This window comes from Pseudoalteromonas sp. SCSIO 43201, assembly GCF_023716725.1.
Taxonomy (GTDB): Bacteria; Pseudomonadota; Gammaproteobacteria; order Enterobacterales; family Alteromonadaceae; genus Pseudoalteromonas; species Pseudoalteromonas peptidolytica.
On sequence record NZ_CP072683.1, the window covers coordinates 1,383,843 to 1,398,335 of the forward strand.

The 14,493-nt window shown below is 39.8% G+C and carries 16 protein-coding genes; 9 read left to right on the plus strand and 7 right to left on the minus strand.

The window, feature by feature from the left end; genetic code table 11:
* Positions 1–102: 102 nt before the first annotated feature.
* The 7 genes from J8Z24_RS05905 to J8Z24_RS05935 all read right to left on the minus strand — a co-directional run bounded on the left by J8Z24_RS05905 (position 103) and on the right by J8Z24_RS05935 (position 6,530).
* Entirely contained in the window at positions 103–849 is a 747-nt protein-coding gene (locus J8Z24_RS05905) for a phosphocholine cytidylyltransferase family protein (protein ID WP_128729631.1), read from the minus strand.
* Positions 846–1,448 (minus strand): gamma-glutamyl-gamma-aminobutyrate hydrolase family protein, encoded by a 603-nt coding sequence (locus tag J8Z24_RS05910; RefSeq protein WP_128729632.1) that lies wholly within the window; start codon positions 1,446–1,448, stop codon positions 846–848. The genes J8Z24_RS05905 and J8Z24_RS05910 overlap by 4 nt, the downstream gene beginning before the upstream one ends.
* Complete coding sequence (locus J8Z24_RS05915) at positions 1,445–3,763, minus strand: PEP-utilizing enzyme (RefSeq protein ID WP_176031882.1); 2,319 nt, start codon at positions 3,761–3,763, stop codon at positions 1,445–1,447. The genes J8Z24_RS05910 and J8Z24_RS05915 overlap by 4 nt, the downstream gene beginning before the upstream one ends.
* Positions 3,753–4,280 carry an adenylyl-sulfate kinase gene (locus tag J8Z24_RS05920; RefSeq protein ID WP_161972711.1) on the minus strand — a complete coding sequence of 176 codons (528 nt, stop codon included), beginning with the start codon at positions 4,278–4,280 and terminating at the stop codon, positions 3,753–3,755. The genes J8Z24_RS05915 and J8Z24_RS05920 overlap by 11 nt, the downstream gene beginning before the upstream one ends.
* Positions 4,270–5,019, minus strand: a complete 750-nt coding sequence (locus J8Z24_RS05925) for a formyl transferase (protein WP_176031881.1) — start codon at positions 5,017–5,019, stop codon at positions 4,270–4,272. Before J8Z24_RS05925 ends, J8Z24_RS05920 begins: the two co-directional genes overlap by 11 nt.
* Positions 5,009–5,500, minus strand: a complete 492-nt coding sequence (locus tag J8Z24_RS05930; protein WP_176031880.1) for a hypothetical protein — start codon at positions 5,498–5,500, stop codon at positions 5,009–5,011. Before J8Z24_RS05930 ends, J8Z24_RS05925 begins: the two co-directional genes overlap by 11 nt.
* Before the next feature lie 139 nt (positions 5,501–5,639).
* Complete coding sequence (locus J8Z24_RS05935; RefSeq protein WP_252095465.1) at positions 5,640–6,530, minus strand: nucleoside-diphosphate sugar epimerase/dehydratase; 891 nt, start codon at positions 6,528–6,530, stop codon at positions 5,640–5,642.
* A gap of 236 nt (positions 6,531–6,766) precedes the next feature.
* On the opposite strand from J8Z24_RS05935, the gene J8Z24_RS05940 reads away from it, so the two are divergent.
* The 9 genes from J8Z24_RS05940 to J8Z24_RS05980 are packed head-to-tail and all read left to right on the plus strand — an operon-like array spanning position 6,767 to position 14,493.
* Positions 6,767–7,699, plus strand: a complete 933-nt coding sequence (locus tag J8Z24_RS05940; protein ID WP_252095466.1) for a hypothetical protein — start codon at positions 6,767–6,769, stop codon at positions 7,697–7,699.
* An 8-nt stretch (positions 7,700–7,707) separates the two neighbouring features.
* On the plus strand, positions 7,708–8,784 hold the full coding sequence (gene pseI, locus J8Z24_RS05945; protein ID WP_176031877.1) for a pseudaminic acid synthase: 1,077 nt from the start codon (positions 7,708–7,710) through the stop codon (positions 8,782–8,784).
* Complete coding sequence (locus J8Z24_RS05950; protein WP_128729639.1) at positions 8,781–9,521, plus strand: cytidylyltransferase domain-containing protein; 741 nt, start codon at positions 8,781–8,783, stop codon at positions 9,519–9,521. Before pseI ends, J8Z24_RS05950 begins: the two co-directional genes overlap by 4 nt.
* Positions 9,522–9,523: 2 nt before the next feature.
* Positions 9,524–10,069: a GNAT family N-acetyltransferase gene (locus tag J8Z24_RS05955; RefSeq protein ID WP_176031876.1), complete on the plus strand. Its 546-nt coding sequence runs from the start codon at positions 9,524–9,526 to the stop codon at positions 10,067–10,069.
* On the plus strand, positions 10,069–10,299 hold the full coding sequence (locus tag J8Z24_RS05960) for an acyl carrier protein (protein WP_125252031.1): 231 nt from the start codon (positions 10,069–10,071) through the stop codon (positions 10,297–10,299). The genes J8Z24_RS05955 and J8Z24_RS05960 overlap by 1 nt, the downstream gene beginning before the upstream one ends.
* Positions 10,299–11,054, plus strand: a complete 756-nt coding sequence (locus J8Z24_RS05965; protein ID WP_176031875.1) for an SDR family NAD(P)-dependent oxidoreductase — start codon at positions 10,299–10,301, stop codon at positions 11,052–11,054. The genes J8Z24_RS05960 and J8Z24_RS05965 overlap by 1 nt, the downstream gene beginning before the upstream one ends.
* Positions 11,051–12,364, plus strand: coding sequence for an AMP-binding protein (locus tag J8Z24_RS05970; protein WP_252095467.1), 1,314 nt, complete (start codon positions 11,051–11,053; stop codon positions 12,362–12,364). Before J8Z24_RS05965 ends, J8Z24_RS05970 begins: the two co-directional genes overlap by 4 nt.
* Positions 12,351–13,388, plus strand: coding sequence for a LuxE/PaaK family acyltransferase (locus tag J8Z24_RS05975; RefSeq protein WP_176031873.1), 1,038 nt, complete (start codon positions 12,351–12,353; stop codon positions 13,386–13,388). The genes J8Z24_RS05970 and J8Z24_RS05975 overlap by 14 nt, the downstream gene beginning before the upstream one ends.
* Positions 13,372–14,493 carry an acyl-CoA reductase gene (locus tag J8Z24_RS05980; RefSeq protein WP_176031872.1) on the plus strand — a complete coding sequence of 374 codons (1,122 nt, stop codon included), beginning with the start codon at positions 13,372–13,374 and terminating at the stop codon, positions 14,491–14,493. Before J8Z24_RS05975 ends, J8Z24_RS05980 begins: the two co-directional genes overlap by 17 nt.

Below are 14,493 nucleotides of genomic sequence, written 5' to 3' on the forward strand. Positions count from 1 at the left end.
AGAAATAAAGAAATAAAGAAATTATGCTTTGCTTACTAATAATACTAGGCAAAGCATAATGAATGAAAGTACAAGTTGCTCTTAACAAACAAACTTAACACATTAGCTTTTTATAATATCTTGTAGCTTTTGTGAGCTCAAAGCTTCTAAATCTTGCGTACTGTCTATTTCATACCAGTGTTCATTATGGGTGGAGGCTGTTACCTCGTTACCACGATTAATGAGCTGTTGTATAAAATCAGTCATATACATTGATTTGGCTTCACTGTAAGGGATTGAGTTGTATAGATTTATAAAACTCTTCAAGCCGTGTTCTGAAAGTTTAATTAACCCCATGTATTGGGCTTCAGCATCTTCAACACATTTTAAAGGTTTGCCTAGCTCTAAGATCTGATCAGTATCTTTGTTCATTTTAAAGGACTCTGCATCTTTCAGAGGATCCTCCATTCTGTCTTGCCATAGTTGTAGCCACGAAAGATCTGCAGAAATACATATGTCTCCTGGTGTTACAAGTAATTTTTTGACAATACGAGCGTTGAAAATAATATCTCCATAGCAAATTAGAGTAGGTTGCTCTTGTTGCAAAACATCAATAGCTTTAAACAAGGAGAAAACCATGTTTGTTTGGTCATACTCGGAGTTATGAAACTGTCTTAGTTTATAATTATCAAAACACTCTCTTTTATATCCTGTAACTAGTGAGATATTAGCTTGCTCAAATGTATTAAATACATCTAGTTGATAATCTAATATGGGTCGCCCATGTACGTTCACAAGGGCTTTAGGTTTATCATTTGTGTAGGGTCTTAAACGAGTTCCCATTCCTGCGGCCAAGATGATTATATTCACGAATTAAATACCTCTTTAATAAGCGAGACGTCGTATTGAGAAAATTCACTCTCGCGTTCAGGATGCCACATTATACCAACAATAGGATACGTATTGTGCTTGATGGCTTTGATAACACCGTCTGTGGCTTTTGCTTCAACAGCGAATTCTTGTGGTACATGGTAGAAGCCTAAATTATGATAGCTATTAACTACTCTACTTTCTTCTCTATACATAATGGTATGTGTCGAGCCTACGTGACCGTCAATTTTCACAAGGGGTTGTCCAAAATAGTCCATCAAGAGTTGCGTGCCGCGGCAAATAGTTAAAAGAGGAGTTTGTGTCTTCATAGCATGCTCCAAAAGGTACACTTCGAGCTCATCACGCTCGGGTGTGCTTCCACCATAGCTAACGAGATCGTTGCCGCCACTGAAAATCAAACCTGACAGTTTAACAATTGTCAATACTTGCTTGGCAACCTTAAGATTATTTGGAAGTAGTATAGGGTAAAAGCCGCAATCTCCGACCAACTCAAGTAACTTTTGGTCTACAGCATCTCTCTTCTCTTGATACGTAACCCCGCAGTGGTCAACTCGCATAGTTATTGCGATGAATTTCATAGTACTAAGTCAACCTTCTCTTTTTCACAGTCAATAATAAGCGAAGTAGCATTGCTCCATCGCTCAAAATTGGCCTCGCCTGCACCTATGATGGCGGGTAGTTGTAATTCCTGAGCACGTATTGCCATATGCGAATTACACCCACCATACTTTGTAATTAGCGCAGCGATATCTTCCGCAAAAAGCCAATCGTAGCCAGGGTCTGCTGATTCAATACAGACTATCTTACCTTTCAAGCCGTTAGTTAAATTAACTTCGACATCTGCTGATATACTTTGTTGCGTAATAAAGTTAGGATGGGTAGCTTGTGGCGAGAATATAAACTGATCGCTGGCTTTAGTGATTAAGTCAGGTAGTTTTATTAACTGCGATAGTTGATAATACTCTCTTCCAACGGAGATGGAAGCCTGTACTTTTTCTTTAGCACTATGACTTGTAGAATGGAGGTTTAGAATATCCTCAATATTTGCATAGCTCAACTCTTCTCTTGATAAGTCTATTTGTCTGCCTAAGTTTTCAATTAAAACCAAAGAATCACTCAAGCTACGAGTAAAAATAAACTTACTATATTCTCTTGCCTCAATAGCTTTTTTTATAAAATTGAACAACTGTATGGAATTAATGTTGAGTTGATGTGTTTTTAGCGTTTCATCAATAGCATTTAGTTTTTTAAGCGAGATATTAAACTCAGCCGTTACTTTATGTGCATCTAACTTTTCATTTAGGATGAACTTATCAGGGTTTTCATCGTATCTTGGTGAGGTTATCTCATATGTACCAGGACGCAAATGGCCATACTTTTTAATCAATGCTTGAGACGATAGTTCAGTTCTATCTTTGAGAAATAAGCTATTTACGGTCTCAATAGATGAAAGGAAACATTCATAATCGTTTTGCGAGATCAACTTTGAGTAAACCATTGACTTTAAAAAACGGATGGCAACAAATCCAGCTCTAGCCAAGCCTGCAAATGGTAGAGTGCCAAAGGATTTGCAATCTTGAAGTAACCAAAAGATTTTATCAATCTTATTTAAATCAGAATTTAATACCTTTTCATGCCTTTCAATCAGTTGGGTAATTTTACACAGGTCACTGTTCACAGGACTGAATTCATCAATGATAATTTGCTCTGTTAAAGACTTAAGGCTATTTTCGATTAAACTGATTTCTGATTTGGTGAATCCATGCTTTTCCAATTTACAGAGTTGGTCAGGTGACTGGAAATCAAAGGAAGAAAAGACTATGTCAAACTCTACTTTATCATGAGAAGCAGGGTTTTCTATGAGCTGATCCAAGTAATGATTTGCTAACTTTTCTGCAAGTTCTTCAGGAATTGAGGCTGGAATAAATGAATTGAAACTCGCTCTCACATCGATATATGGAGTACCGCCAAGGATGGTCATCAAGTGCTGCTCACCAACATCTCTGTATTTATAAATAGCTCGATGTCGAGCCCACACCCCATCTGTTATTAAAAACTTGTACAGTGACAAAGCCAAAGGTCTTGGCTTTATACCTATGATTTCAGCCGGATTCCAGTCAGGCATTACGCCATATATAGTTTGCTTGCCAACCAAATATGGGTGTCTAGATGATAGCCTCTTCAACTTTTTGGCTATACATTGCTGTTCAAGTAACAACTGTTCAGATTTCTTGACTACTTTTTCTTGTACTATTAATGGCCTTACCTGCAATAGGTAAGTTTTATTATTTTCTATTGCAAACTCAATATCTAAGAACTTTGAGATGTTTAATTCTTTTAGCTCTTTTATCAAATTGATTACTTGATTTTGCCATGTGTAAGCACTCGCATCATATTGGTGGCTAACGAACCAAGTCCTTACCTCAGTGGCACCAGAAGTAACTGCTTCAGTATTCCTATTTTCATCTGCACTAATGACATAGTATTCAGCCCCAGTATCTTGAATATGACTAAAAGCAACGCCAACATAATCTGGACATAATAGCATTGGCTGAATAAATAAGATGTTTTCATGATCTAATTCATCATAGGAGGAGAATACGCTATTAATGGCACTAGTGAGGCTCAATTCATCCAAATTCACATTAAGCTCAGTGATATACTTACCAGCGTTACTCGTTGTAGTGCTGTCTTCTTGTACTGTACAAGAGCGTACAATAACAGGCGAATCAAACTCTTTTTGAATTTGATTCAAACAATCAGTACGGTTTGTTCTCCAACGTTCAAAATTAAGGGTATATACAGGAAGAATAGAAGCGCTAGACAAAGAGCCACTTAGCTCAATTAAGCGCTGCACTTTGCTTGGTAATTTTTGATCTCTGCTACGCATCATAGATAACCTTTTTCCATTCAGTAAAGATTTCCTCCGCCTTTACGGTTGCGTCATCTATTTCACCATTATTCAATATGCGCATATCGGGAAACTGCGGCAGTTCAGCAGTGCTATCCTCTACCATATGTGAGGGCTCATTTTGGTATAAGCCCTTGGGGTCCCTAGATATTCTCGCTTTGATATCAACATCTAAAAACACTTCAAAATAATTTGGTATATATTCACGATTCCAGCGTTGCACTTCGTGAAACATACTAATAGTAGGTACGATAACTACTTGCTTTTGATGAGTAAAAAGGCGAGCTAGTCTTGAATAACGATAGGAGCCAAGAAGTCGACTATTTGTATCAAATTGCCAGTGTGGATCTCTTATAGCTGCTCGTATTTCATCCCCGTCTAGTATGATGGGGTTAATTCCCATGCCTTGAAACTGTGGGATCAGTAAATTTGTTATCGTTGTTTTTCCAGCTCCGGATAACCCTGTTATCCAAATCGTTGAGCCTTTTTTATTCACCATCAAAAATACCTTCAGGTTTGTTGACATCGAAGCGAGAATGAAGTTTTTTAATTGTTAGCGCTCTTAGCACTGGGTGCATAATGTAACACGGCCTATTGGAAGGGGTATCTAAGGGAGTTATATCATAGCTTTCTTGCTTGATAAAACTTGCTAACGCGCTTGCCCTGATCCAAGGATCTAGAACATAGTCAATAAACTCAGAACTCAGATCACTAGGCTTGATATTAATGTTGAAAGGTTTGACTAACAGCGCCTTTCCTGAATCTAACTTGGGTGTCATATAAAATACACTAGCATGTAGCGTGTTATTAAATAGCAAGGAGTAGTAAAAACATGTACTTCCCTTTACCTCAGGCAGTTTACCAGGATGGATATGAATATATTTTATACCAACTTCAAACAGTGGTTGTTTTAGTATCCCTCCTCCTGTAAATAACCACTCTCTCTGTCCGCTGCTTGAAAGCGCAGAGATTACATCAGGGTGATTGATTGATTCAACATCTAACTCCACGATAGGAATATTTTCACCCTTTGAGAAATCTTCAATTGTTAGGTATTTAGGGAACAACTTTTCGCCAAACGGTAAGTCACGCGATTTACGAATACCATTTTCACCTCTTTTGTTGGCTAGTGTGATTATTATAGAGGGTAAAACTTTTTGGTTCGCAAGTACGTTAACATAAGCCAATGCTCTAGGGCCTGGGAAATATAATAATCCAAACTTTTGATTAGATAGCAAAACCATGCTCCAATAGTAATTTGTGCTCAAGCTCTAGCGTGTTAAGTAATATTTTTGTTTGTTCCTTATCTAACATCGTAGTAGGACTAGTAGTGATTTTAGGCTCTAGCCAATCAAGCATTTTTATCGTGCTATTCAGAGAGTTTAAATCTTTAAGTTCATGGCTATGAATAGCAAGAGCATTAGCGCAATTAATCGCGACATGTATTTGCTCTCTTTCTGTGAACGAAGAATACCCCTTTAGTCGAACAGAACAAAAGTCATTGTGAGTGGAAAAACGGTTCTCCAATATCATTAGCGTGGGTAGATCGAATTCGATATATTTCTGATTAGCTGAGTTGCATGTAGCCAACGACTTTTTAAGATATGCAATGAATTGTGCTCGTAGATGATGAAAATGAGCTATTGCGTTTTCATCATCTACGACCGGGAAATCATGTTCGTGACGCTGACTTGATTTCAAGGAAGGGTTAGTTGTCATTTTTCACCTTTAGGTTTAGCTGCTAATTGACATTGCCTTTGTTACAAATACTAAATCGGATAATAAGATATATGCTCAACGCACACCAAGACGGTTTCTCGACTAGAGTCTACTACGAATCTGGCGTTGTAAATTAGTCCTATTCACCTTTAAACACAGTTGCACTGCTTATCATACTCAAATTCCAATCTTTTTTTGGAGTATGCCAGTCTGAGCCATAATGAGCCTCAAGATATTGGGTCGCCTCACTTGGGATATTCATAATACAATTATTGAATGTTATGCCCTCCGTTAAGAGTAGGTGCTTACTTGGCATGCTAAACCCTCTTGACGAAATAACATAATACATTGAACCAGCATCGACATATTTAATAAATACATCTAGTTGTGGCAAATCGCTATGAGCAGAGCATGGCCTTAATTTATAAGATGAAATGTTACCTTTGTCGATACAATGGAAAGTAGAACTAGCCTTGTTAATGAATATTTCCCATGGTGTTCCAAACTGTTTGTCAAGTACAGGGAGTAACTCATTCAAAGCAGCGAAACACAGCTCAGTATCTTGACTGTTTATTGCAATATCTAAATCGTCATCCCAAGGGATAAGTGCATTATCACGAACAATACCCAATAATGTTCCTGCATCTACATAATAATTTAGCGCACTTGTATTAAGTGTAGCAGTGACCAATTCCAAGAGCTTCAGTGCATTTTTTTTAGCTGTCGGCTGTCCTAATTTAGTCTGTTTAATCGCATGAGCAGGTAAGATATGAATTTGCTGGCTTTTCACATGGAAAGTATGCTCAAGCTGATGCTTGATTTGTTCAAAAAACTCGCTAGCAATATAAATAAAGTCAAAATTCTGACTAAGTATCCAATTTGCGTCTTTGATAGGGTAGCCATTCAAATACGTGCCTTGCTTATTTTTATCATTATCTGTATAGCCAATGATTTCATGATCTGCTTTCAAATGGGCATAGGCTGCTTTGCCTGCCTCTCCAGCACCAAAAATGATAATTTTAGGTTTCATAATGTGTCGAAATTTCAGAATATGTCTGGATCTTAATGCAAATTATAGACCAGTTGAGATAATATGTATTTGTTTTATTTTGGAAAAGCACGGTTCTACTGATAACTAAAAGGTTTGATTTGCATTATATCATTGACATATTTTTGTTATGATATTTCTGAATTAAGCTGTTAAGAGTAATTGCTATGGTTTTTATATATGCAAACGCGAGTAGGAAACTTGGTTTTGGTCATATAATGAGGCAAATAGCATTGATAGAGGCGTTAATTGACCAAAATCAGCAAGTATTTCTTTTATGCCATGAAATTACTCAAGAGTTAGTGCTAAAGTTAGAGGCAACTGGGGTAAAAGTATGTCAACTAGAAGCAGAAGTCGACTGGGTACAAAAACTACCGGAAATGAATACATTAATTGTAGATGACTATAATGTTTCTGATGCAGACTTTGAACAATTACGGAAAAAAGCTAAAAGACTGGTTCTTTTTGACGACAATACATATCTCAATTTACCTTTTTTAGATTTAATTATTAACCCTAGTGACTTCAACAAGACTGACTTGCTAGCAAACAAAACTTTGCAAGGCTCTGACTTTAGGTTGGTTAGAAGTGAGTTTATACCTTATAGAACTCGTCCACGGTTTAAGCCAGGCTACATTTTTGTGTGTTTGGGCGGAAGCGATGCTCAGGCACTGTCTGTTGCAATCTGCAAGATGCTACTTACCTCTCAACAGGTCACTAAAATTGTTTTGGCTGTTTCCAGCACGTGTGATCACAGAACACTCTATGCTCTTGAGGGGCTCAAAAGTTCGACAAAGTTTGAACTGCATATAGACAGTAATAAACTCCCTATGCTCATGTCAGATGCGGATATAGCGATTACTGGAGCTGGTGGTAGTTTGTATGAGTTAATGTTTTTAGGCGTACCATCAATAGCGTTAGTAGTTGCAGATAATCAGTCTCAAGCTTTATATTCGCCATTGAATAATAATGCGTATAGCGCAATTGATGGCAGAGAAGAAATTGACATCATAAATATCGTAGATACCGCTTTATTGTTATTGGATTCAGCCGATAAAAAGAACGTGTACACTCAGCAGAGTGCAAAAGTAGTGGATGGCTTGGCTGCTTCGCGGATTTGCGATGCAATCTTGCACCTTATAAGACATTGAAGAAAACGATGAATAAATATAGTCAAAGTAACTTTAAACAATCAATGATGATTGATGGTATTGAGCTTGGTTCAAACAGTGGGCCATACATCATCGCAGAGCTTTCTGGAAACCATGGTGGCAGCCTTGACCATGCTCTCAAGCTGATTGATGTAGCAGCGCGAACGGGTGTAAGTGCACTTAAAATTCAAACATATAAACCTGATACGATTACTTTGAATCATAACGGCCCTGAGTTTGTAGTAAAAGAAAAGCTTTGGCAGGGAAGGACGTTATATGATTTGTATGAGGAAGCCCATACACCATGGGAGTGGCACGCGGCTTTATTTAAGCAAGCGAAAAAAAACAATATAACTTTGTTTTCTTCACCTTTTGATAATACAGCAGTCGATTTACTGGAAGAGCTTAATTGTCCAGCATATAAAATTGCGTCTTTTGAACTCACCGATATTGGCTTAATAAAGTACGCCGCGAGCACAAAAAAACCAATTATCATGTCTACTGGTATGGCGACCTTTGATGAAATCCAAGAAGCCGTTGCAGCAGTTGCTGATGCCGGAGGTACAGAGCTTGTCGTTTTACATTGCATTAGTGGTTATCCAACTCCAATTGCTGATTGTAATTTAACCACACTTACTGATCTGCAACGAAAGCTTGGTGTGCCTGTTGGACTCAGTGATCACAGTCTTGATGATACTGCTGCAATAGCCGCTACGGCTTTAGGAGCATGTGTGATTGAGAAGCACTTTAAGCTTAAAGGAGATGATTCCAGTGTCGATTCGGCTTTCTCTTTGGATGAAGAGCAATTCAGTCGACTCGTTACAAGGGTGAAAGATACTCACGCGAGTTTAGGTGAGGTCAATTACCGTCTAACTGACAGTGAGCAGGATAATGCACCATTTAGACGCTCTTTGTACGTTGCTAAAGCGATCAAACGAGGCGAGATTTTCACCGCTGAACACGTACGTTCGGTGCGCCCAGGTAAAGGGTTGCATCCAAGACACTTAAATGAAGTAATTGGGCAAGTGGCTGCGCGAGACGTTGAATTTGGCACACCTTTAGCTTGGGAGCATGTAGTGCAATGAGTGTGTATATATTTTCCCAAGCTCGATTTGATTCCACGCGTCTTCCGGGGAAAGTATTAAAAGCAATAAATGGCCGCAGCTTGCTCGATTATCATATTGAGCGAGTAGCTCAGGTAAAACAAGCTCATCAGCATGTTATTGTCACCAGCATTGAAAAAAATGATGACTGTATTGTCACACACTTGTCCGATAAAGACGTCATCGTTCGACGAGGCAGCAAGCACAATGTTTTGGAGCGCTTTGTTCAAGCTGCTCAAGCACTTGCATTGACTGAAAGTGATTATATCGTTAGGTTAACAGGTGACTGTCCACTTGTTGATCCAGCCTTGATTGATGCGCTTATTCAATTTCATTTAGAGTCAGGGACTGATTATTCAAATATTGATGTAAATACCATTCCCAGAGGTTTTGATGCTGAAATCTTTAACTTTAAAGGGCTTCTCCAGGTATTTAACGACGCTAAAGAGGCGTATCAACAGGAGCATGTTACACCTTATTTTTATCAACATCCGACATTATTTCAATGTGCTAGCCTTTCTTTTTCACCACCGCGCTCTGCCCATTTGCGCCTTTGCGTTGATGAGTTGGAAGATTTCCAACTCGTTGAAAGGGTGATAACGCATTTTGGTAACGATATAGATTTTGTATCTGCAAATGAGATTATTGACTTTTTGAATATGACTCCCGCTGTTGCAAGTATTAATGCTTGTGTGGGGCAAAAAAAGTTAGGGGAATAAGTATGATAGCAACTAAGCTTCACGGCTACGCTATTGAGCTACATCAGCTCACCCATGATGATATGGAGCAAGTTTTCAGTTGGCGTAATCAGCCAGACGTCCGAGCAAACATGCTAGATGACAAGCCTATCGCCATTGCACAACATCAAGCTTGGTTTTCAGCGATGCTTAACAGTGATAGGCAAGCACATTATAAAATCATCGTAAAGGCAAAAGAGATCGGGGTCGTTAATATACGTGCAAATACCGCGCTGAGTGATGCCAGTGAAGCAGAAATTGGAATTTACATCGCAGACAATGATTATAAAGGAAACTTGGTCGCTTTCTCTCCGTCTTTACTTTTAATAGATTATGCCTTTGAAGAGCTTGGAATTAACGCATTAGGATCCGTAGTTAAAGCAGAAAATCGAGAGGCGCTAAGGTATAATGAGGTGCTTGGCTACACCTTGGCACCAACTGACAGCCAAGGTTTAATTAAGATAAGATTAACGCCTGACGCATACATCACAGCAACCAAGCAGATTAAAACATTTTTGAGTAGAAGTTAATGAACGAAAAATTACGAAATATTTTTGCTAGTGTTTTGGATATTCCATTAGAAGAAGTTACCGACGAGCTTGCTTATGGACAGCATGATAAATGGGACTCTATGAGTCATATGATGTTGATTGCGGATATAGAATCAAATTTTGATATAATGATCGACACTGACGATATTATTGATATGAGTTCATTTGCAAAAGCGCAAGAAATTGTTGCTAAATACGAGAGTGAATAGTGACGAACTCGGTTAATCATATCGTTGTCATCACCGGAGCCTCTTCTGGAATTGGGCTCGCTGTAGCCAAAAAAGCGGCTTTGAATGAACAATGTGTTGTCATCATGGTAGCTAAAAATGAAGAAAAGCTGGTTGCAGCAAAGAGTCAACTCGTTGCAGCAGGGTATTTGAATGTTGAACACTTCACCGCAGATATAACCATAAATGAACAGGTTACCCAACTTTTTAAATTTATCCAAAAAATAAAGCTACCTGTTTATGGGTTTGTGCACTGTGCAGGCACCATGTACGAATCCCCGTTGCTGATGACTCGCGATCATTTGGTTGATGAGCAGTACCATCAACATGTGAAGAGTGCGATTATGCTTGCTCAAGGCATAAGCAAGATAATGGCTCGAAATAAGTCCGGCAGCATCGTTTTCATTAGCTCAGTCGTTGCGCAGCAAGGCAGCCGTGGTCAAAGCGTTTACGCGGCGATGAAATCTGCATTACATGGCTTAACTGCGAGCTTGGCCGCAGAGCTTGGTGCTATGAACATTCGTGTAAACGCCGTTGCGCCTGGTGTAATTGACACCGCACTGGTTGCGCATATTCCTGATGAGAAAAAACAGCAGTTAATAAAAAATACAGCATTGGGGCGTATTGGTCAGCCAGAAGAGGTTGCTGATGTGATTAACTTTTTATTTGCAGAAGAAAGTCGTTTCATTACTGGGCAAGTCATCCATGTTGATGGGGGGTTAAAGCTGGGCTTATGAGTAAGTTTTGGGCGCTTGGAAAAGCGAGTAATAGCTTGATTGTAGATGGCGAGCGCACGTTGAACTATTCGCAGTTAGATACTGAAGTACAATCTGCGCTCAGCAACTTGCCAAAAAAGAAACAGTTAATTGCCATCGTTGCGCACAATTCCTTACCCTTTGTCATACACTACTTGGCTGCACTTCGAGGTGGGCATACGGTGCTGCTGCTAGACAAAAGTAAGGGAAAGGAGCAGCATCAGGTAATGCTCACGCAGTTTCATGCGAACTATTTAATTGATGGTGATTTAGTATCTCACCTTAACCCCGATACGGTTACTCTCGCACCTGAAATTGCACTCTTACTGGGTACTAGCGGCACCACCGGTCGAGAAAAAGTAGTTAAGCTAACCTTTGAAAACCTTACCTCAAACTGCGCTGCAATAACGCAGGTTTTGCCTATTTCCAAAACTGACTGTGCTATGGCTTCTTTACCATTCTCGTACAGCTTTGGGCTCTCAATTTTACATAGTCATTTGCTTGTAGGGGCAGGAATCATTCTTGGCCAAGAAAGTTTGATGTCAAAGTCATTTTGGCAGCAGTTTACCCAGCATAATGTTAACAGCTTTTACGGGGTGCCATTTAGCTTTGAGATGCTTTTTCGATTGGGCTTGCAAAGGCAACCACTGCATCAATTGAAATATATGGCTCAAGCTGGCGGACGCTTGAGTGGACAGTTATGGGAAGCTTTAAAAGAATTTTGTGGTGCCCAGAAGCTGCCTTTCTACGCCATGTATGGCCAAACAGAGGCCACCGCAAGGATGGCTATCATGCAGCCTGACGATTTTTTAGCTGCGCCAGCAGGCGCAATTGGTAAGGCTTTACCTTTCTGCAAACTTTACATCGCCAATGGTGAAAAAGAAGGTGAGCTATGTTTTGAAGGGGCAAATATATTCGCCGGTTATGCCTCATCTTTAGAGGATTTACGAGAGTGTGAAGTCAGCGCGATATTAAAAACGGGTGATGTGGCACACCAGCTAGATAACGGTATGTTGCAAATCATTGGCCGGATAAAAAGAATAGCGAAGCTTGAAGGTAGAAGAATAAACCTTGATGATTTAGAGCGTCAGCTCAATCAGCAGTTTAACTTGAGCTGCGTTATAACCAGTGATGATAAACAACTGCGAGTTTTCATCTGTGGCTCTGTACTTGGCGTTGAAAAGCAAATTGCCCAAATAGCACAATGTCACCATCGAAATGTAAAAGTTTTTAACATTGAGACCATCCCTAGACTAAGTAATGGCAAAGTGAATTACAATGCACTTATCTGATGAAGAATTGTTTGAGTTACCAGTATACGACCTCTGCCAAAATGAGAAATGGGAGCTGCTAACGCCATTGCTCGATGAACTGCATCATTTTCATAAGGTGAACTGTGAAAAATACAGCGCAACTCAGCAACTAGGAGAGACACCTCTTGCTGTTCGTGCGTTCAAAAACCAGCTCCTAAGTAGCATTGACGCTGATAAGGTTCACCGCATACTCAAATCATCAGGAACGACAGGTACGCAATCTCAAATAGTTTTGGATAGCGATACTGCCCGCTTACAGTCAAAGGTACTCTCAAAAATAATGCAGCATTGGCTTGGGCCAAAAAGATTACCGCTATTAATTCTTGATTCCAGAAAGGCACTTGATGTTCACTCTGGTATGTCTGCCAGAGCTGCGGGTATACAGGGGATGTCTTTTTTTGGGAGAGATCATCACTTTGCACTTGATGAAAATATGGATCTGGATCTCGCGGTAATAATGAGCTTTGCGGATAAATACGCAGGCCAACCGGTTTTTATGTATGGTTTTACGTTCATAATATGGCAAAGAATAGTGCAACAACTAAGGCAATTAGGAAAGCAGGTGGCGTTTTCCGACGCATTTCTATTGCATGGTGGTGGGTGGAAAAAAATATCTGAGCAAGCAGTTGATAAAAAAACGTTTAAACAGGAGTTGAGCGCTTGCTTTGGCAATGTCACAGTCCATGATTATTACGGAATGGTAGAGCAAACAGGAACCATTTATGTTGAGTGTGAGCATGGCATGTTACATGCTCCCGTTTGGTCAGATATCAATGTAGTAGACCCTGTGACACTGCGGCCTTTGCCAGCGCGTACCACAGGCGTGGTGCAACTGCAATCCGTTATTGCTAGAAGTTACCCAGGGCACAATCTACTTACTGAAGATTTAGCAATTATTCATGGTATTGATGATTGCGCATGTGGACGTAAAGGAAAGTATTTCACTATTCAAGGCCGAGTAGCCCAATCTGAAGTTAGGGGGTGTAGTGATACTTTTAAATGAACAAGTACAGACACTCGTCGGTGAACTTGAACAAGAGCCATCAAATTTATTTGCCTTCGAGCAGTCACTTATTGACACTGTTGCAGAGTTTTCTGACTTTATACTTAAGCACCGCCCCAGTGCTGAAATTGTCGCTCTGGCATTTTGGTGTAGGCGCAGTAATATCAAAAATCTCGCAATCCACTACGGTGAGCAGCTAAGGTTACGGCAGAACAAAGTTTTTCACATTACCCCAGCTAATGTCGATACAGTCTTTCTCTATACGGTGCTCTTAAGTTTTCTTGTCGGAAACATAAACATTGTGAGATTAAGTAGCCGAAGAGGAGCAATCTCTGATGAGTTAGTCGGTTTGATACAGCGCTTTGTAGATACTGACAAGGGGGCCTTGCTGGGGAGCCGCTGTTTATTTATTGCCTATCCGGCTTCGCAGTTTCAGGTAACCGCTACTTTATCAAAATGGTGTGACAAGCGGGTGATCTGGGGGGGAGATGATGCAATATTACAGATAAATCAAGTAGCGCCAGTTGCCAATGAACTGGCATTCCCTGACAGGTTTTCTATATCTGTTCTAAGGCTGAGTTCAGAACAAGATGCAAAACTTGCAGCCAAACAATTTTTTACTGACTATCAGAGCTTCAATCAGCAGGCCTGTTCCTCACCGAAGGCAATTTATTGGCTATGTACAAAACCATCGATTCAAGACTGTTTTTGGGACGCCTTGGCGAAGTGCGCAGATGATCATCCGCAGTTTGAGTTAAATCATCAGTTAAATAGGCATATAAATACACAGATGCTTCTTATGGCGGATTTATCATTAAAGCCAATTCGTTCAATATCACATCCAAGTTATCTAATGTTTGAGTTTGAGCGACTTAACAGCCTTACGATACTTGATGCACACAAGGGCAATGGACTTATCTTGAGTACTAATATTGACAGCCTTGCTCAGTTACCAGAGCATGAAAAACTTCAAACTGTAGGCTACTTTGGTATTTCTAAAGATATGATTGAGGACATTCATGCGCTTCGTAAAACACCACTTGGTAGTGCTCTGCAATTTAATCATATTTGGGATGGGGTCGATTTAGTTAAGCGTTTAAACTAG

Excerpts from the sequence above, each read along its gene's own strand:
- J8Z24_RS05920 (WP_161972711.1), bottom strand. The coding sequence starts at position 4,280 with ATGGTGAATAAAAAAGGCTCAACGATTTGGATAACAGGGTTATCCGGA.
- J8Z24_RS05950 (WP_128729639.1), top strand. The coding sequence starts at position 8,781 with ATGAGTGTGTATATATTTTCCCAAGCTCGATTTGATTCCACGCGTCTT.
- J8Z24_RS05930 (WP_176031880.1), bottom strand. The coding sequence starts at position 5,500 with ATGACAACTAACCCTTCCTTGAAATCAAGTCAGCGTCACGAACATGAT.
- J8Z24_RS05915 (WP_176031882.1), bottom strand. The coding sequence starts at position 3,763 with ATGATGCGTAGCAGAGATCAAAAATTACCAAGCAAAGTGCAGCGCTTA.
- J8Z24_RS05960 (WP_125252031.1), top strand. The coding sequence starts at position 10,069 with ATGAACGAAAAATTACGAAATATTTTTGCTAGTGTTTTGGATATTCCA.
- J8Z24_RS05910 (WP_128729632.1), bottom strand. The coding sequence starts at position 1,448 with ATGAAATTCATCGCAATAACTATGCGAGTTGACCACTGCGGGGTTACG.
- J8Z24_RS05975 (WP_176031873.1), top strand. The coding sequence starts at position 12,351 with ATGCACTTATCTGATGAAGAATTGTTTGAGTTACCAGTATACGACCTC.
- J8Z24_RS05970 (WP_252095467.1), top strand. The coding sequence starts at position 11,051 with ATGAGTAAGTTTTGGGCGCTTGGAAAAGCGAGTAATAGCTTGATTGTA.
- J8Z24_RS05935 (WP_252095465.1), bottom strand. The coding sequence starts at position 6,530 with ATGAAACCTAAAATTATCATTTTTGGTGCTGGAGAGGCAGGCAAAGCA.
- J8Z24_RS05955 (WP_176031876.1), top strand. The coding sequence starts at position 9,524 with ATGATAGCAACTAAGCTTCACGGCTACGCTATTGAGCTACATCAGCTC.
- J8Z24_RS05940 (WP_252095466.1), top strand. The coding sequence starts at position 6,767 with ATGAGGCAAATAGCATTGATAGAGGCGTTAATTGACCAAAATCAGCAA.
- pseI (WP_176031877.1), top strand. The coding sequence starts at position 7,708 with ATGAATAAATATAGTCAAAGTAACTTTAAACAATCAATGATGATTGAT.